The organism is Streptomyces sp. NPDC107654 (assembly GCF_055639035.1).
The window spans coordinates 368,115-388,325 of sequence record NZ_JBVKBI010000003.1 but is presented as its reverse complement, the minus strand read 5'-3'; the positions used below and the strand labels follow the sequence as shown (position 1 = coordinate 388,325).

Here is a 20,211-nt window from a genome sequence, read left to right as displayed (position 1 = left end):
CCATGACGTCTTCGACCCCTTCGAACCCCTCCGGACCCGCCCGGCCCTCCCGACGGGACCGCGCCGAGGCACTGCCCGACCAGATGCGGGAGGCACTGAGGCGGCGGCTGGCCGGACGGGCCGGCGGCACGGCCCCGGCCGCCCGGCAGGGCATACCGCGCGCCGACCGGGACCGCCCGCTGCCGCTGTCCTTCGCGCAAGCGCGGCTGTGGTTCCTGGACCGGCTGCGCCCCGGCGACCCCCGCTACAACAGCGCCGTCGCCGTCCGCCTCACCGGCACACTGGACGGCGACGCCCTGCGGGAGGCCCTCACCGCCGTCGTGGCCCGGCACGAGGCCCTGCGCACCACCTTCGAGGAGACCGACGGCCGCCCGGTGCAGCGCGTGCACCCCGCCGGCCCGGTGCCGCTGCCGGTCCGGGACGCCGGTGACCTGGACGCGGACCTGCTGGCCGAGTACTCCCGCCCGTTCGACCTGCGGCACGGCCCGCTGCTGCGCGCCCTGCTGCTGCGCGAGTCCGCCACCGCGCACGTCCTGCTGCTGACGGCCCATCACATCGTCACGGACGGCTGGTCGATGGGCGTGGTCCTGGACGAACTGTGCACCGCCTACGACGCCCTCGCCCGGGGAGGCCGGCCGGACCTGCCCCCGCCGGCCACGCAGTACCCGGACTTCGCGGTGTGGCAGCGCGAACAGCTCTCCGGCGCCCGACTGGAGCGCCACCTGGCCTACTGGAAGGAGCAGTTGGCGGGCGCGGTCGCCCCGGAGCTGCCCCTGGACCGGCCCCGGCGCGGCGAGGAGGCGGGCGAGGGCGCCGTCCACACCTTCACCGTCCCGGCCCCTCTCGCCGAGCGGCTGCGCGACCTCGCCAGAGAACAGCACAGCACCCTCCACACCGCCCTGGTCGCGGCCGTCCAGGCGCTGCTGGCCCGTTGGTCCGGCCAGGACGACATCACCGTGGGCTCGCTGACACCCGGCCGGTCCCGCACCGACCTCGAACGGGCCGTCGGGTTCTTCGTGAACACGGTCGTCCTGCGCACCCCGGTGGACGCCTCCGGATCCTTCCGTGAGCTGCTGGAGAAGGCGGCCGGCACGGTCGGTGACGCCTTCGCGCACGGCGACACGCCGTTCGAGCGGATCGTGGAGGCGGTGGGCGCACCCCGCGAGGCGGGCCGCAACCCCCTGTTCGACGTGATGGTCCTGCTGCACCCCGACCCGCCCGCCGCGTCCGCCCCCCGCGGCCTCGCCACCACCCCGGTCACCGTGCCCCGGCAGGCCGCCACCTTCGACCTGAGCATCGAGTTCGTGCCGGACGGCACGGCGCTCACCGGCCTGCTGGAGTACCGCACCGACCTGTTCGACGCGGCCACCGCCGAGCGGCTGGCAGGACAGCTGCTGCGCCTGCTGGAGGGCGCCGCCGAGACACCGGACCGGCCGCTGGGCAGCCTGCCCCTGCTGTCCGGGGACGAGATACGGCGTGTCGTCCACGAGTGGAGCACCGGCCCGCGCCACCCCGGGGACGACACCCCGTACCCGGTGCTCTTCGAGCGCCGCGCGGCCCGCACCCCCGACGCGCTCGCCCTGGTCGCGGGCGGCGAACGGCTGGACTACGCCACGCTCAACGCCCGCGCCAACCGGCTCGCCCACCACCTCGTCGCGCTCGGCGCCGGCCCCGAACGACTCGTCGCGCTGCGGCTGCCGCGCACCGCCGACATGATCACCGCGATCCTCGCCGTCTGGAAGTCCGGCGCCGGCTACCTGCCGCTGGACCCGGCCCTGCCCGCCGAACGCGTCCGCTACCTGCTGGACGACGCCCGCCCGGCCCTCGTCCTGGACGAGGACCTCGTGCGCTCCGTCCCCGCGACCGCCCCGGACACCGACCCGACCGACGCCGACCGGCGCGCCCCGCTGCACCCCGAGCACACCGCGTACGTCATCCACACCTCCGGCTCCACCGGCCGCCCCAAGGGCGTCGCCGTGTCCCACCGCGCGGCGGCGCACCTGCTGGCCGCGCACCGGGCCGGGTTCGTCGCCGAGGCCGGCGGCGGTCCGCTCCGGGTCGCGCTCACCGCGTCCTTCTCCTTCGACACCTCCCTCGAAGGCGTGCTGCTGATGGCCGACGGCCACCCGCTGCACCTGGTCGACGAGACGACCCGGATGGACCCGGCCGCACTGGTCGAGTACGTCGTCCGGCACCGCGTCGACTTCCTCGACGTCACCCCGTCCTACCTGCGGCAGCTGCTGCCCGCCGGCCTGCTCACCGACCCCCGGCACCACCCCCGGGTCCTCATGCTGGGCGGCGAGGCGGTCGGCCCGGCGCTCTGGCGGGAGCTGGCCGCCCACCCGGACGTGACCGCGTACAACTTCTACGGTCCGACCGAGTGCACGGTCGACGCGCTGTACTGCCGTATCGACGGCGGCGACCGGCCGCTGGTGGGCCGCCCCCTGCCCGGGGTCCGGGCCTATGTGCTGGACGACCGGCTGCGGCCGGTGCCGCCCGGCGTCGGCGGCGAGCTGTACCTCGCGGGCGTGCAGCTGGCCCGGGGCTACACCGGCCGCCCCGGCCTGACCGCCGCCCGCTTCCCCGCCGACCCCTACGGCCCGCCCGGCACCCGCATGTACCGCACCGGGGACCTGGCCCGCTGGACCGCCGACGGCCGCCTGGACTACCTCGGCCGCGCCGACGACCAGGTGAAGGTCCGCGGCCACCGCATCGAGCCCGGCGAGATCGAGGCGGCCCTGCTGGAGCTGCCCGGCATCGCCGCCGCCGCGGTCGTCGCCCTGCCCGACGCGCACGGCCACACCCGCCTCGCCGCCTACGTCGTCCCCGCGCCCGGCGCCCCCCGCCCCGCCCCCGCCGAGCTGCGGGCGGCCCTGCGCCGCACCCTGCCGGACGCCCTGGTCCCGGCCTCCTTCACACCGCTGGACGCGCTGCCGCTGACCACCAGCGGCAAGCTGGACCGGCGTGCCCTGCCCGCGCCCGAGACCACCGAGCGGCACGGGGAGTTCGTGGCCCCGCGCACCCCGCAGGAGGAGACGCTGGCCGCCATCTGGGCCGAGGTGCTCGGCGTGGCCAGGGTGGGTGTCACGGACAACTTCTTCGAGCTGGGCGGCGACTCCATCCTGAGCATCCAGACCGTCTCCCGGGCCCGCGCCGCCGGTCTGCGGATCGGCTCGCAGGACGTCTTCCGGCACCAGACGGTCGCCGACCTGGCCGCCGCCGCGACCCACGGCGCCGCCGCGTCGGACGGCGCCGCCGGCGCCCGCCGCACCGCCGCCGTGCCCGCCCCCCGGCGCCCGCACGAGGACGGGCCCGCCCCGCTCACCCCGGTCCAGGAGTGGTTCCTCGCCACCCACGGCCCGCTGCGCCACTTCAGCATGTCGATGCTGCTCGACCTGCCGCTCGACCTGGACGAACGGGCGCTGGAACGGGCACTGGAGGCCCTGGTGGCCCGCCACCCCGCCCTGCGCACCCGCTTCACCCGCACCGACGGCACCTGGCGGCAGCACCCCGGCACCGGCCCCGCCACCGGACTGCTCACCCGGCACGGCCCGGACACCTCACCCGAGGAGGCCGCCGAGGCCGCCCGCGCGGCACTGGACCCGGCCACCGGCGCGCTGTTCCGCGCCGCCCTGCTCACCGGCGGGCAGCGCCCCCGGCTCTTCGTCACCGCCCACCACCTGGCGGTCGACAGCGTCTCCTGGCGGGTGCTGCTGGCCGGTCTCGAAGAGGCCTACCGGCAGGCCCAGGCGGGGGAGGAGCCCCGGCCGGAGACCGAGCACACCCCGTTCGCCGACTGGGCGCGCGAGCTGGCCGCACGGGTCCGGGCCGGAGACCTGGACGACGACCTGCCCCACTGGACGCGGGAGGCCGCGCTGCCGCGCACCCCGCTCCCCGCCGACCTGCCCGGCACCCCGCTCGCCGGATCCGTGCGCACCGTCCGCACCCGGCTGGACCGCGCCACCACCGAGGCCCTGCTGCGCCGCGTGCCGCCCGTCTACCGCACCCAGGTCAACGACGTGCTGCTGAGCGCGCTGGCCCGGGTCCTGTCCGACTGGACCGGCACCGACCGGGTGACCGTCGCCCTGGAGGGCCACGGCCGGGAGGAGGATCTCGCCGAGGGCACCGACCTGTCCCGCACGGTCGGCTGGTTCACCACCCAGTACCCGGTCACCCTGACCCCCGCGGACCCGGCCGACTGGGGGGCCACGCTCAAGGCCGTCAAGGAAGCGCTGCGGGCCGTGCCCCGGCGCGGCCTGGGCTACCAGGCGCTCGGCCACCTCGGCTCCCCCGACCCCTCGGCAGCGGCCCTCGCCGGACTCCCCCTGCCCCAGGTGTGCTTCACCTACCACGGCCAGTGGGAGGCCTCCGCGGGGCGGGACTTCGCGCCCGCCGCCGACGTACCCGGCCGGGACACGGACCCCGGCGCCCCCCTCGACCACCTCCTGGACGTCTCCGCCCTGGTCGCCGACGGCGAACTGGAGATCACCTGGCACTACAGCGACCAGGTGCACCGGGAGGACACCGTACGGCGGTTGGCCGACGGCATGGTCCGCGCGCTCGCCGGCATCACCGAGCACTGCGCCCGGCCCGGCGCGGGCGGCCGTACCCCCTCCGACTTCCCGCTCGCCCGCCTCGACCAGGCCGGTGTGGACCGCCTCGCCGGGGACGGCCGGGACGTCGAGGACCTGCTGCCGCTCACCCCGCTCCAGGAGGGCATGCTCTTCCACCGGCTGGTCGGCGGCCCCGACGACGTCTACCTCGACCAGGCCGCCCTGCTGCTCGACGGGGTGACCGACCCCGACGCCCTCGCCCTGGCCTGGCAGCGGGTCACCGACCGCACCCCCGCGCTGCGCACCTCGGTGGTGTGGGAGGGCGTACCGGTGCCGCTCCAGGTCGTGCACCGCCGCGTGACCGTCCCCGTCGAGCAGAGGGACTGGCGGGACCTGGACGCGGAGGAACGGGACCGACGGTTCGAACGGCTGCGCGCGGACGACCTCGCGCGCGGCCTGGACCTCGGCACCGCACCCCTGATGCGGCTCACCCTCGTCCGGCTGCCCGAGGCCCGGGTGCAGCTGCTGTGGACCTCCCACCACCTGATCCTGGACGGCTGGAGCCTGGCCCAGGTGCTCACCGACGTGTTCGAGGAGTACGCGGCCCTCACCACGGGCACCGCCTCCCGGCCCCCGGCCCGGCAGCCCTTCGGCGCCTACGTGCGCTGGCTCGCCGGCCAGGACACCGAGGCCGCCCGCGCCCACTGGCGGACCGTGCTCGCCGGGTTCGCCACCCCCACCCCGCTGCCCGTCGACCGCGTCCGGCGCCGCGACCACGAGACCCGCTCCGGCCGCGTGCACACCGCCGGACTGTCCGAGGAGGTCTCCGCCCGGCTGGCCCGCACCGCCCGCGCGGCCGGACTGACCCTCGGCACCGTCGTACAGGGCGCCTGGGCACTGCTGCTGTCCCGCTACAGCGCCGAGCCGGACGTGCTGTTCGGCACCACCGTCTCCGGACGCCCCGACGACCTGCCCGGCGTCGAGTCGATGGTCGGCATGTTCATCAACACCCTGCCCACCCGCGTCCGCGTGGACGGTGGCCGCACCGCCACCGCCTGGCTCCGCGAGCTCCAGCAGGCGCAGGCCGAGGCCCGGCGGTTCGCGGCGGTCTCCCTCGCCGAACTGACCTCGCTGAGCGACACCCCCGCCGGCACCCCGCTGTTCGACAGCATGGTGGCCTTCGAGAACTACCCCTTCGACCAGGCCCGTTCGGCCGGCACCGGGATACGCCTCACGGACGTCTCCGCCCGCGACGCCACCAACTACCCCCTCGTCCTGCGCGCCTACCAGGGCGAACGGTTCGGCTTCGACCTCGCCTACGACCCCGAGCTGTTCGACGCGGCGACGGTGGGCGACCTCGCCGGCCGGCTGTGCCTGCTGCTCACCGAGCTGGCCGACGACCCGGACCGGCCCGTGCGCGCCCTCGCCTGGACGACCGCCGAGGAGCGGCGCCGGCTGCTCGCCGACGGGAACGGCACCGAGGAGGGCAGGCCCGCCGACACCCTGGACGCCCTGTTCAGCGCCCAGGCCGCCCGCACCCCGCGCGCCGAGGCCGTCGGCTGCGGAGACGACCGGCTCGACTACGCCACCCTGGACGAGCGTTCCGGCCGGCTCGCGCACCGGCTCGCCGAACTCGGCGCCGGACCCGAGACGTTCGTGGCGCTCGCCCTGCCCCGCTCCACCGACCTCGTCGTGGCCGTCCTCGCCGTCCTCAAGACCGGCGCCGCCTACCTGCCCATCGACCCCGCGCTGCCCGCCGAACGCGTCCGGCACCTGCTCGCGGACGCGGAGCCGGTGGCCCTGGTCACCACCCGGCAGAACACGGCCGAGAGCGCCGTACCCCGGGTCCTGCTGGACGACCCGGAGGTCCGCGCCGACCTCGACCGGCGCCCGGCCGCCGGCCCGGCGCGCCGCGCACTGCCCGAGAGCCCCGCCTACGCCATCTACACCTCCGGCTCCACCGGCCGGCCCAAGGGCGTCGTCGTCCCGCACGCCAACGTGGTCCGGCTGTTCACCCGCACCCGGGAGTGGTTCGGCTTCGGCCCCGACGACGTGTGGACGCTGTTCCACTCCTACGCCTTCGACTTCTCGGTGTGGGAGCTGTGGGGCCCGCTGCTGCACGGCGGCCGGCTCGTGATCGTCCCCGACGACACCGCCCGCTCCCCGGAGGACTTCCTGCGCCTGCTCGCCGACGAACAGGTCACCGTCCTCAACCAGACCCCCTCCGCGTTCTACCCGCTCAGCCGGGCGGACGCCGAACTCCCCGACGTGAGCGCCCGGCTGGCGCTGCGCACGGTGATCTTCGGCGGTGAGGCGCTGGACGTGACCCGGCTCGCCGACTGGTACGCCCGCCACCCGGACACCGCGCCCCGCCTGGTCAACATGTACGGCATCACCGAGACCACCGTGCACGTCACCTACGCCCCGCTGGACCACCGGGCGGCCGGCGCGGGCCCCGCCAGCCCCATCGGCACCGGCATCCCCGACCTGCGGCTGTACGTCCTCGACGACACGCTGCGGCCGGTGCCGCCCGGCGCCGTCGGCGAGCTGTTCGTCGCCGGCGAGGGCCTCGCGCGCGGCTACCTGAACCGGCCCGGACTCACCGCGACCCGGTTCCCCGCCGACCCCTTCGGCAGGCCCGGAACCCGCATGTACCGCACCGGGGACCGGGTCCGCCTGCGGGCAGACGGCACCCTGGAGTACCTGGGCCGCGCCGACCAGCAGGTCAAGATCCGCGGCTACCGCATCGAGCCCGGGGAGATCGAGGCCGCCCTGCACAGTCACCCGGGCGTGGGCGCGGCCGCCGTCGGCGTGTACGAGGACACCGCCGGAACCCGCCGGCTGGTCGCCCACGTCGTCGGCACCGGCACCGGCGAGCGCGCCGTACCGCCCCCGTCCGCCGCCGAACTCCGCACCCACCTCGCCGGGTTGCTGCCCGCGCACATGGTGCCGGCCGCCTACGTCCCGCTGGCCGCGCTGCCGCTCACCGTCAACGGCAAGCTCGACCGGCGCGCCCTGCCCGCGCCCGGCCCCGACGGCTTCGCCGCCGACACCACCCGGATCCCGCCGCGCACCCCGGCCGAGCGGCTGGTCGCCGCCGCGTGGACCGACGTCCTGGACACCGGCGAGGTCGGCGCCGACGACGACTTCTTCGCCCTCGGCGGCGACTCCATCCTCGCCGTCCGCGTCACCTCCCGGCTGCGCGCCGCCTTCGGCCGGGACGTCTCACCCCGGCTGCTGTTCACCCACTCCACCCTGTCCGGCCTCGCGGCCGCGCTGGGCGAGCCCCGGGCCGCGAGCACCGCCGACGTGATCCCGGCCGCCGACCCGGACGCGCCGGCACCACTGTCGTACGCCCAGCAACGTCTGTGGTTCCTCGACCGGTTCGAGCCGGGCAGCACCGAGTACACCACCCTGTCCGTGCTGCGGCTGCGCGGCCCGCTCGACACCGCCGCCCTGCGCATCGCCCTGGACGGGCTCGTCGCCCGGCACGAGACCCTGCGCACCACGTTCGCCGAACACGACGGCCAGGCCCGGCAGACCGTGCACCCGCCGCGCCCCGTGGAGCTCCCGCTGGACGACCTCGCGGACACGGCCGCCCTCGACGCCCTCCTGGAGCGGGAGGCCGCCACCCCGTTCGACCTGACCACCGGGCCGCTGCTGCGGGCCCGCCTGGCCAGGTTCGCCGCCGACGAGCACGTCCTCGTGCTGGCCGCGCACCACATCGTCACCGACGGCTGGTCCACCGGCGTACTCGCCCGTGACCTCGGCGAGCTGTACACGGCCGCCCTGGCGGACCGCCGCCCCGAACTGCCCGCACTGCCCGTCCGCTACACCGACTACGCCGCCTGGCAGCGCGGCCGCGCCGAACAGGCCGAGGCCGAACTCGCCCACTGGCGCCGCACCCTGGACGGCGTCACCCCGCTGGAGCTGCCCACCGACCGGCCGCGCCCCGCCGTCCGCACCCGGGACGGCGCCCTGGTCACCTTCACCCTTCCCGCGGCGCTCACCGAGCGGCTGCGCGAGCGGGGCCGGGAGGCGGACGCCACCCTCTACATGACCCTGGTGACCGCCTGCCAGATCCTCCTCGCCCGCTGGGCGGGCCAGGAGGACGTCACCGTCGGCACCGTCACCGCCGGCCGTGACCGGCCCGAACTCCACGACATGGTCGGCATGTTCGTCAACACCCTGGTGCTGCGCGCCCGGGTCCGCCCCGGACTGCCCTTCCGGGACCTGCTCGCCGAGGTGCGCACCACCGTCCTGGAGGCGTTCGCCCACCAGGAAGTCCCCTTCGAGCGTGTCGTGGACGCCGTCCAGCCCGAACGGGACACCAGCCGCACCCCCCTGTTCCAGGTCATGGTCGCCCTGCACAACCTCGGCACCGAACCGCTCCGGCTGCCCGGCCTGGAGGTGGAGCCGCTGACCCCGCCGGTCCGCACCGCCACCTACGACCTCGCCTTCGACTTCGTCGAGACCGACGGCGGACTCACCGGCCACCTGGAGTACAACACCGGGCTGTTCGACACCGGCACCGCCGAACGCCTCGCCGCCCGGCTGCGCCTCCTGCTGGAGGCCGCCGCCCAGGATCCCGGACTGCCGGTGGGCCGGCTGCCGCTGATGACCGACGACGAACGCCGGCAGGTCCTCCGGTACGGGCAGGGCACCCCGCTGCCCGAGCCGGACGGCACCTTCCCCGCCCTGTTCGCGGCCCAGGCCGCCCGCACCCCGCACCACACCGCCCTGGTCGCCCGCGACACCACCCTGGACCTCGCCGCACTCGACCAGCGCGCCAACCGGCTCGCCCACCACCTCATCGCCCGGGGCGCGGGCCCGGAGGACGTCGTCGCCGTACGGCTCCCGCGCACCTCCGACCTGATGGTGGCGCTCCTCGCCGTCCTCAAGGCCGGCGCCACCCTGCTCTGCCTGGACCCCGGACTCCCGCGGGAACGGCAGGACCTCCTCCTCGCCGACGCCCGTCCGCACACCCTTCTCACCGGCCTCGACACCGTGCCCTGGGACCGGCTGCCCGCCCACGACCCGACCGACGCCGACCGGATCCGGCCCCTGCTGCCCGAGCACACCGCCTACATCGTCTACACCTCCGGCTCCACCGGCCGCCCCAAGGGCGTCGCCGTCGAACACCGGCAGCTGGTCAACCTCTGCCACGACCACCGCGCGAACCTGCTCGCCCCGCACACCGCCGGCGGACGGCGGCTGCGAGCCGCGCTCAGCGCCTCCTTCTCCTTCGACACCTCGTGGGAAGGACCGCTGCTGCTCGCCCTCGGCCACGAGGTCCACCTGATCGACGAGGACGTACGCATGGACCCGGAGGCGTTCTGCGCCCAGGTCGACGCCCGCCGCCTCGACCTGGTGAACGTCACCCCGTCCTTCCTGCGCGAACTCACCGCCGCCGGACTGCTCGCCCCCGGCCGCCACCACCCGCGCCTGCTGCTCGTCGGCGGCGAGGCCGTCACCCCGGCCGGATGGCGCGAACTCGTGCGCGCGGAACGGGAACTGGGCGTCGCGGTGTACAACATGTACGGGCCCACCGAGTGCACCGTCGACGCCGTCTACGGCCGCGCCGGCGACCGGCCCGACCGCCCCGCCATCGGCCGGCCCGGCGGAAATCTGCGCGCCTACGTCCTCGACGGCGCCCTGCGCCCGGTGCCGCCCGGGGTGCCCGGCGAGCTGTACCTGGCCGGCGCACAGGTGGCCCGCGGCTATCTCGGCCGGCCGGGCCTCACCGCCGCCCGCTTCCTCGCCGACCCGTTCGGCGGTCCGGGACAGCGGATGTACCGCACCGGGGACCGGGCCCGCTGGGACCGGGACGGGCTGCTGGAATTCCTCGGCCGGGTGGACGAACAGGTCAAGATCCGCGGGTTCCGCATCGAGCCCGGCGAGGTCGAGGCCGCGCTCCTGGACCACCCGGACGTCGCCGACGCAGCGGTCACCGCCCGCGAACACGCCGGCCGGCTCATGGTCGTCGGCTATGTCGTGCCGGCCGCCGGCCGCACCCCGTCCGCCGACGAGCTGCGGCTCGCCCTGCGCCGTACCCTGCCCGACCACATGGTGCCCGCCGCGTTCGTCCCGCTGGCCCGCATCCCCCGCACCACCAGCGGCAAGACCGACCGGCGCGCCCTGCCCGCACCGCCCGCGCAGCCCGACAGCACCACTCCGTACGTCGCGCCCCGGCCCGGCACGGAGGAACGCCTGGCCGCGATCTGGGCGGAGGTGCTCGGCGTCGAACGGGTCGGCGCGCGCGACAACTTCTTCGCGCTCGGCGGCGACTCGATCCTGAGCATCCAGATCGTCTCCCGCGCCCGGCAGGCCGGACTCGCCCTCACCACCAAGGACGTCTTCCGCCACCAGACGGTCGCCGAACTCGCCCTGCGCGTGCGCGAGTCGGCCCCGCCACCGGTCGCCGTCGAGGAGACGGCCGAGGCGCCGCTCACCCCGATCCAGCGCTGGTACCTGGACGGCCGCGCCCCCGGGCAGCGGCTCCGGTTCACCATGACCCAGCGCTTCGAACTCGCCGCCGGCACGGACGGACCGGCGCTGCGGACCGCCGTCGACGCCCTCGTGCGCCACCACCCCGCCCTGCGGACCCGCTTCCACCACACCGCCGACGGCTGGCGTCAGGAGACGCTGCCCGAGGCCCCGGACGGCGTCTTCACCCGCCACGACGTGACCGCGCTGGACGACCCGGCGCTGGAGCGCGAGGTCCAGCGGCTCACGGACGAGGCACAGGCCGCCCTCGACCCCCTGACGGGCCGGGTCGTCCGCGTCCTGTTCTTCGACCGGGGCCCGGAGCGGCCGGCCCAACTGGTCGTCACCGCCCACCACCTGGTGATCGACGGGGTGTCCTGGCGCATCGTGCTGGCGGACCTGGAGGCCGCCCACCAGGCCGCCGCGGCCGGCCGCGACACCGAACTGCCCGCCCCGGGCACCTCCTACGGCCACTGGGCCGCCCGCCTCGACCGGCACACCCGCTCCGGCGCGCTGGACGCCGACCTGCCGTACTGGACGCGCACCGGCGCGGCCCCGGCCGAACTGCCCGCCGGGCGGCCCGGACCGAACACCCACGGCACCGCCGCCACCCTCACGGTCGCCCTGGACGCGGACACCACCGACGCCCTGCTGCGCCAGGTCCCCGAGACCTACCGCACCCAGGTCAACGACGTCCTGCTCAGCGCCCTCGGCCGCACCCTGGCCCGCTGGTGCGGGCGGGACACCGTCCTGCTGGGCGTGGAAGGCCACGGCCGCGAGGACCTGTTCGACGACGTCGACCTCTCCCGGACCGTCGGCTGGTTCACCGCCGAGTACCCGCTCGCCCTGCGCGTCGACCCGGACGCCGGCTGGCACGACACCCTCCGCGCCGTCAAGGAGCAGCTGCGCGCCGTGCCGTCGCGCGGCCTGAGCCACGGCGCGCTGCGCCACCTCCTGCCCGGCAGCCCGCTCACCGGCGTCCCGGCACCACAGGTCGGCTTCAACTACCACGGCCAGTGGGACACGGGCGGCAGCGGCGGCCTGATCCACGGCTCCCTGCCCCCGGCCGGTTGTGACACGGACCCGGACGAACCGCGCCCGTACGTGCTGGACATCACCGGAGTGGTGCAGCAGGGCCGCCTGGAACTCGGCTGGACCTACCCGCCGGCGGTCCACGACGAGGACACCGTCCGCCGGCTCGCCGAGGACACCCTCACCGCCCTGCGGGACATCGTGGCGCACTGCGCCCGCCCCGACGCGGGCGGCCGCACCCCCTCCGACTTCCCCCTCGCCGGACTGGGCCAGGACCAGCTGGACCGGCTCCTCGGCACCGGCCGGCACGCCGAGGACGTCCTTCCGCTCACCCCGCTCCAGTCGGGCATGCTCTTCCACGGGCTGGTGGACACCGAGCACGCCTACTTCGACCGCACGGCCGTACGGCTGTCCGGGGTGGCCGACCCGCACGCCTTCGCCGCGGCCTGGCAGCAGGTCGCCGACCGCACCCCGGCGCTGCGCACCAGCGTCCACTGGCAGGGCCTGCCCCACCCGGTGCAGGTCGTCCACCACCGCGCCGAGCTGCCCGTCACCCACCTCGACTGGCGCGCCCTGACGCCCGCGCAGCGCGCGGAGGCCACCGAGCGGCTGCTCGCCGAGGACCGCGCGGCCGGCATGGACCTCACCACCGCGCCGCTGACCCGCCTCACCCTGGCCGCCCTGCCCGGCGACGAGGTCCTGCTGCTGTGGTCCACCCACCACATCGTCCTCGACGGCTGGAGCACCGGACAGCTGCTCACCGAGGTGTGCGAGCGGTACGCCGCCCTGACCGGCGGCCCGGACCCGGCACCCCCGGTACGGCGGCCCTTCGCGGACTTCCTGCACTGGCTGGGCGAACAGGACGAGACGGCGGCCGAACGGCACTGGGCCGACACGCTGGCCGGGTTCACCGCCCGCACCCCGCTGCCGTACGACCGCACCCCCGCCGAGGCCCACCGGGCCCGTTCCGCCGCGGCGGTCCACCGCGAGCTGGACCCCTCTGTCTCGGGCCGCCTGCGGGAGACCGCCGCCCGTGCGGGCCTCACCGTCAACACCGTGGTGGAGGGCGCCTGGGCGCTGCTGCTGGCCCGTTCCAGCGGCCGGGACGACGTGGTCTTCGGCACCACCGTCTCCGGCCGCCCGGCCGAACTGCCCGGCGTCGAGGGCATGATCGGCATGTTCATCAACACCGTGCCGACCCGGGTCCGCGTCCCCGCCGGGCCGGTGCTGCCCTGGCTGCGCGGTCTCCAGGAACGGCAGAGCGACGCCCGCCGCTTCGACTTCCTCGCCCTGCCCCGCATCCAGGCCGTCAGCGACGTCCCGCCCGGCGAGCCGCTGTTCGACAGCATGGTGGTGTTCGAGAACTACCCCGTGGACGAGTCGGCCACGGCCCGCACCGGTGTCCGCGTCGAGGAGGTCCGCGCCGACGACGCCACCACCTTCCCCTGGTGCCTGCGCGCCCACCTGGCCGGACGGCTCGGCTTCGACCTGGCCTACGACCCGGACCTGTTCGACCCCGGCACCGCCGAGCGCGCCGCGGACCGGCTGGCCGTCCTGCTCACCTCCCTCGCCGACGGGTTCGACACCGACCTGGCCGGCCTCGACCTGCTCACCCCGGCCGACCGCGACCTGCTGGCCGCCTGGAACACCACCGCCCGCCCGGCCGCCCCGGCGAGCCCCGTGGACCTCTTCGCCGAGCAGGCCCGCCGCACCCCGGACGCGATCGCGGTCCGCGACGGTGACCGTGAGCTGACGTACGGCGAACTGGCCGACTGGTCCGCCGCGCTGGCCGGGCAGCTGACGTCCGGCGGACTCGCGGCCGAGGACCGGGTGGCGCTGCTGATGGACCGCTCCGCCGAACTCGTCGTCGCCCAGCTCGCGGTGCTCATGGCCGGCGGCGCCTACGTCCCCGTCGACACCCGGGCCCCCGAGGACCGCCGCCGCACCCTGCTCGCCCAGGCGGGCACGACCCTCCGGCTCACCGCCGCCGAGGTGACCGCCGCCCGCACGGGCACGGGGGACGACCGGACACCGCCCGCCGACGTGCCGCCCGCCGACACCGGCCGGCCGGCCGGGGAGCGAGCACCGGGTTCCGACGCCGACATCCTGCCGGCGCGTGGCACGGGCGCGCAGGGGGAGCGCGCTCCGGGCTCCGGCTCCGGCCTGCCCGTGCCCGGTACGGCCGCGGAAGGGGAGCGGACGCCGGGTTCCGGCTCCTCCCTGCCGGCGCGCGGTACGCCCGCGGAAGCGGAGCGTGCCCCCGTCCCGGACTCCGGCCGGTCCGCGTACGCCGTCACGGCGCGGCGGACGCCGGACGCCGACCCCGACCGGCTGGCCTACGTGATGTTCACCTCCGGCTCCACCGGCCTGCCCAAGGCTGTCGCGGTGCGGCACCGGGACGTGGCGGCGCTGGCCACCGACAGCCGGTTCGCCGGCGGGGTCTGCGACCGGGTGCTGCTGCACTCGCCGGTGGCCTTCGACGCCGCCACCTTCGAGGTGTGGGCGCCCCTGCTCACCGGCGGCTGCGTGGTCGTGGCCCCCGGCGGCAGCGTGGACGCGGCCCTGCTGCGCCGGCTGGCCGCCGAGGGCGGGCTGACCGCGCTGTGGCTGACCGCCGGACTGTTCCGGCTGCTCGCGCAGGACGCCCCCGACTGCTTCCGGGGCCTCACCCAGGTGTGGACCGGCGGTGACGTCGTCCCCGCCCAGGCCGTGCGCCGGGTGCTGGCCGCCTGCCCGGGCCTGACCGTCGTGGACGGCTACGGGCCCACCGAGACCACGACCTTCGCGACCGCCCACGCCCTCGGCGACCCGGCGGCGATTCCGGACACCGTGCCCATCGGCCGGCCGCTGGACGACATGCGCGTGCACGTCCTCGACGCCCGGCTGCGGCCCGTACCGCCCGGCTGCGCCGGCGAGCTGTACCTGGCCGGCGAGGGCGTGGCCCGCGGCTACCTGGGACGCCCCGGCGACACCGCCGCCCGCTTCCTCGCCGACCCCTGCGGCCCGCCCGGCGCCCGGATGTACCGCACGGGCGACCTGGCCCGTCGGCGGCCGGACGGCACCGTCGAGTTCCTCGGCCGCGCCGACGACCAGGTCAAGATCCGGGGCTTCCGGGTGGAGCCGGGCGAGGTCGAGGCCGCGCTCGCCGCCCACCCGGACGTCGTGGACGTCGCCGTACTGGCCCGCGAGGACCGGCCCGGCGCCAAACGGCTCGTGGCCTACGTCGTCGGACCGGCCGGAAGGGACCCCGAGGAACTGCGGACCTTCGCCGCCCGCACCCTGCCCGACTACCTCGTCCCCACCGCCGTCGTCCCGCTCGACGCGCTCCCGCTCAGCCGCAACGGCAAGGTCGACCGGGCGGCCCTGCCCGCCCCGCAGGCCCTGCCGGGGCGCGCCCGGGTCGAGCCGCGCACCGAGACCGAGCGCCGCACGGCCGCCGTGTTCGGCGAGGTGCTCGGCAGCGAACCGCCCGGTGTGGAGGACGACTTCTTCCAGCTCGGCGGCGACTCGATCCTCAGCATCCGGCTCGCCTCCCGCCTCGCCGAGACCTTCGACACCGACCTGACCCCGCGCGCGGTGTTCACCCACCCCACCCCGGCCGGCCTCGCCCGCCTGCTCGACACCCGGCGGGGCAGCGGCCGGGCGGCGATCGCCCCGGCCGCCCGGGACGGGGCCGCACCGATGTCGTACGCCCAGCAACGGCTCTGGTTCCTGGAGGAGTTCGCCCCCGGCGGCGCCGAGTACGTGACCGCGCTCGCCCTGAGGCTGCGCGGCACCCTGGACACCGGAGCCCTGCGCGCGGCCCTCGCCGCCCTGGTGGCCCGGCACGAGTCGCTGCGCACCACCTTCGACAGCGTCGACGGACACGGCGTCCAGCTCGTCCACCCGCCCCGGGAGGTGCCGCTGCCCGTACGGGACCTGTCCGGCGCCGACGAACCCCTCCCGGCGCTCCGGGAGTTGCTCGCCGAGGAACGCTCCCGCCCCTTCGACCTGCGCCGTGGGCCGCTGCTGCGCACCGGGCTGGTCCGGCTGGCCGAGCACGACCACGTCCTCACCCTCACCCTGCACCACATCGTCACCGACGGCTGGTCCACCTCCGTCCTGCTGGGCGACCTCGCCCACCTCTACCGCGCCGAACTCGGCGCCGAGGAAGGCGAACTGCCGCCGCTCCCGGTGCAGTACGCCGACTACGCGCACTGGCAGCGCACCGCCGGGGCCACCGGCACCGACGAGCACCTCGCCTACTGGAAACGGCATCTGGCCGACACCGCGCCGCTGGAGCTGCCCACCGACCGGCCCCGGCCGCCGGTACGCACCAGCGCCGGAGCGACCACCCGGCTGGTCGTGGCCGCCGGGACCGTCCAGCGGCTGACCCGGCTCGCCCGGGAGCACGGAACCACCCTGTTCACCACGCTCGTCGCCGCCGCCCAGGCCTACCTCGCCCGGCTCTCCGGCGCCGAGGACATCGCCGTCGGCACCGTCACCTCCGGCCGCGACCGGCCCGAGACCCAGGGCCTCGTCGGATTCTTCGTCAACACCCTGGTGCTGCGCTCCCGGGTGGAGGTCGAGGAGCCGTTCACCCGGTTCCTCACCGCCGTACGGCAGACCGTCCTCGACGCCTTCGCCCACCAGGACGTGCCGTTCGAGCGGGTCGTGGACGAGGTGGACCCGGTCCGCGACCCCAGCCGCAGCCCGCTCTTCCAGGTCATGGTCGTCCTGCAGAACACCCCGGCCGCCGCCCTCGACCTGCCCGGACTGGACGTCACGGACGTCGAACCGGACTCCGACCAGGCGGCGTTCGACCTCACCCTGGAGTTCGCCGAGACCGGCTCCGGAGACCTGCACGGGCTCCTCACCTACAACACCGACCTGTTCGACCCGGACACCGCCGAACGGATGGCCGGACAGCTCGGCACCCTGCTGCACGCGGTCGCCGAGCACCCCGGCCGCCCGCTCGGCGCCCTGCCGCTGACCACCGACGACGAGCTGAAGAACCTGCTGGAGCAGGGCCGGGGCACCTTCCGCCCGGTGCCCGAGTCCACCCTGGCCGCCCTCTTCGAACGGCAGGCGGCCCGTACCCCGGAGGCGGTGGCGCTCGTGGACGGCGACCGGGAACTGACGTACGCGGAGGTGGACCGGGCCGCCAACCGGCTCGCCCACCGGCTCCTGGGGGAGGGGGTGGGACCGGAGCGGATCGTCGCCCTGGCGCTGCCCCGCTCGGCGGCGGCCGTCGTGGCCCAGCTCGCGGTCGCCAAGGCCGGCGGCGCCTTCCTGCCCGTGGACCCCGACTACCCGCCGCAGCGCCGGGAGTTCATGATCCGGGACGCGGGCGCCCACCTGGTCCTCGGCGACCCGGCCCAGGTGTGGGCCGCCGAGGGGCCGCAGACGGCACCCACCGACACCGACCGCACCGCACGGCTCACCCCGGCCCACCCCGCCTACGTCATCTACACCTCCGGCTCCACCGGCACCCCCAAGGGCGTGGTGGTCACCCACCGCGGCCTCGCCTCCTTCGCGGCGGCGGCCGCCGAACAGTACGCGGCCGGCCCCGGCGACCGGGTCCTGCAGTTCGCCTCGCCCAGCTTCGACGCCTCCGTGCTGGAGCTGTGCGTCTCCCTGCTCAGCGGAGCCGCACTGGTCACCGGGGAGGAGGGCCCGCTGGTCGGGGAGCGGCTGGCCGAGGTGCTCGCCGAGCGGCACATCACCCACACCCTGATCCCCCCGGCCGCGCTGGCCACCGTCCCGCCGGAGACCGCCGCCGCCCTGCCGTGCCTGCGCACGCTCATCGTGGGCGCCGAGGCCTGCCCCGCCGACCTGGTCGACACCTGGGCCCCCGGCCGCCGGATGATCAACTCCTACGGCCCCACCGAGGCCACCGTGGTCGCCACCTGGACCGGTCCGCTCACCCCCGGCACCGGCGCCCCGCCCATCGGCCGCCCCGCGGCCGGCACCCGCGTCCGCGTGCTCGACGCCGCCCTGCGTCCCGTACCGCCCGGCGTGACGGGCGAGCTGTACCTCGCGGGGCCCGGGCTCGCCCGCGGCTATCTGAGCCGGCCCGGCCTCACCGCCCAGCGGTTCGTCGCCGACCCGTTCGGCGTGCCGGGGGAGCGGATGTACCGCACGGGGGACCTGGTCCGCTGGACCGCCGACGGCCGGCTCGTCTACGCCGGACGCGCCGACGACCAGGTCAAGCTGCGCGGATTCCGCATCGAGCCCGGCGAGATCGAGGGCGCCCTGCGCCGCAGCCCCCTGGTGCGGGACGCGGTCGTGGCCGTACGCGCGGAGGACACGCCCGGCGCGCCCGCCCGGCTCGTCGCCTACGTCGTCCCGGTGGAGCCGTCCGGCACCGCGCTGCCCGTCGGCGAGCTGCGCCTGCACCTGGCCGGGCTGCTGCCCCCGCACATGGTCCCGGCGGTCTTCGTCCCCCTCGACCGGCTGCCGCTCACCCCGAACGGCAAGACCGACCGGCGGGCCCTGCCCGCACCCGGGCCCGTGCAGGCCACGGACGGCCCCCGGACCGCTCCGCGCACCGACACCGAACGCCGCGTCGCCCGCATCTGGGCCGATGTGCTGGGCATCGAGGAGGTCGGCGCCGACGACAACTTCTTCGCGCTCGGCGGCGACTCCGTCCTCAGCATGCAGGTCGTCTCCCGGCTGCGCCGCGACGGGCTGCAGGTGTCCACCCGTGACCTGTTCACCCACCAGACGGTGGCCGAACTCGCCACCGTGGTCCGGGCGGTGACCCAGCGGACCGGGGACGGCCCGGTGACCGGCGAGGTGCCGCTCACCCCGATCCAGGAGTGGTTCCTCACCACCCCGCGCGCCGCCCACCACCACTTCAACCAGTCCGCGCTGCTCGAACTCGACGGCACCCCCGACCCGCGGGCGCTGCGCGCCGCCCTCGACGCGCTGCTGGAGCACCACGACGCGCTGCGCATGCGGTTCACCCGGGAAGCCGACGGCTGGCGGCAGTTCAACCCGCCGCCCGCCGCGGCCCACGACCTCCTCGTCCGGCACGACCTGACCGGTCTCTCCGCCGAGGAGGCCGACACGGCCATGGCGAAGGCCGCCGACGAACTCCACGCGAGCTTCGACCTGTCCCGGGGACCGCAGCTGCGGGCGGCCCTGTTCACCGGGGACCCGGACCGGCCCGCCTTCCTGCTCCTCGTCGCCCACCACCTGGTCGTGGACGCCGTCTCCTGGCGCATCCTGCGCGACGACCTGGAGACCGCCTACCGGCAGGCGCTCCAGGGCGGCCCGGTCACGCTGGGGGAGCGCGGCACCAGCTTCCGCGCCTGGTCGCGCGGCCTCGCCGCGTACGTCGCCGAGGGCCGCCTCGACCACGAACTGCCGTACTGGGAACAGGCGGTGGACACCGACCCCGCGCCGCCCGCGCCCCCCGCCGCCGGACCGGCCGCCACGGTGAGCGTCGAACTCGGCGAGGAGGACACCACGGCCCTGCTGCGTTCGGCGCCCGCCGCCTACCGCACCCGGGTCAACGACGTCCTGCTCGCCGCGCTCGCCCTGGCGCTGGCCCGCTGGACCGGGCGCGAGCGGGTCCGTCTGGACCTGGAGGGGCACGGCCGCGAGGACCTCCTCGACGGTGTCGACCTCTCCCGCACCGTCGGCTGGTTCACCACGGTCTACCCGGTCGCCCTCCAGGTGCCCGACCCCGGCGACCTCGGCCCGGACCGGGACTGGCGGTCCCTGGTGAAGTCGGTGCGCCGTCAGCTGCGCGCCCTGCCCGGCAACGGCATCGGCTTCGGCGCGCTGCGCACCTTCGGCCCGCCCGAGGTCCGCGCACGCCTCGGCGGCAGCGCGCACAGCCAGGTGGTGTTCAACTACCTCGGCCAGTGGGACGCCCGCCCCGAGACCGCCGACGGCGGCCTGGTCCGCGCCGAACACGGTTCCTTCGGGCAGGACCACGACCCCCGGGATCCCGGCTCGCACCTGCTGGAGGTGGTGGGCGCGGTGCAGCACGGCCGGCTCGCCTTCACCTGGCACCACCGGCCCGGCGTCCACGACACGGAGACCGTGCGCCGGGTGGCCGAGGAGTTCGCCGCGGCCCTGCGCCACCTGGCCCGGCACGCCCGGGGAGGCCGGTGACGACCCTCCGGACCCGCGAGGCGCCGGTCCGCCG

The 20,211-nt window shown here is 76.3% G+C and carries 1 protein-coding gene; it reads left to right on the top strand.

All coding sequences use genetic code 11. The features are described from left to right. The first annotated feature begins 2 nt into the window (after positions 1 to 2). Positions 3 to 20,177, top strand: coding sequence for a non-ribosomal peptide synthase/polyketide synthase (locus tag ACZ7N4_RS07675; protein WP_471354890.1), 20,175 nt, complete (start codon positions 3 to 5; stop codon positions 20,175 to 20,177). Positions 20,178 to 20,211 lie beyond the last annotated feature (34 nt).

Excerpts from the sequence above, each read along its gene's own strand:
- ACZ7N4_RS07675 (WP_471354890.1), top strand. The coding sequence starts at position 3 with ATGACGTCTTCGACCCCTTCGAACCCCTCCGGACCCGCCCGGCCCTCC.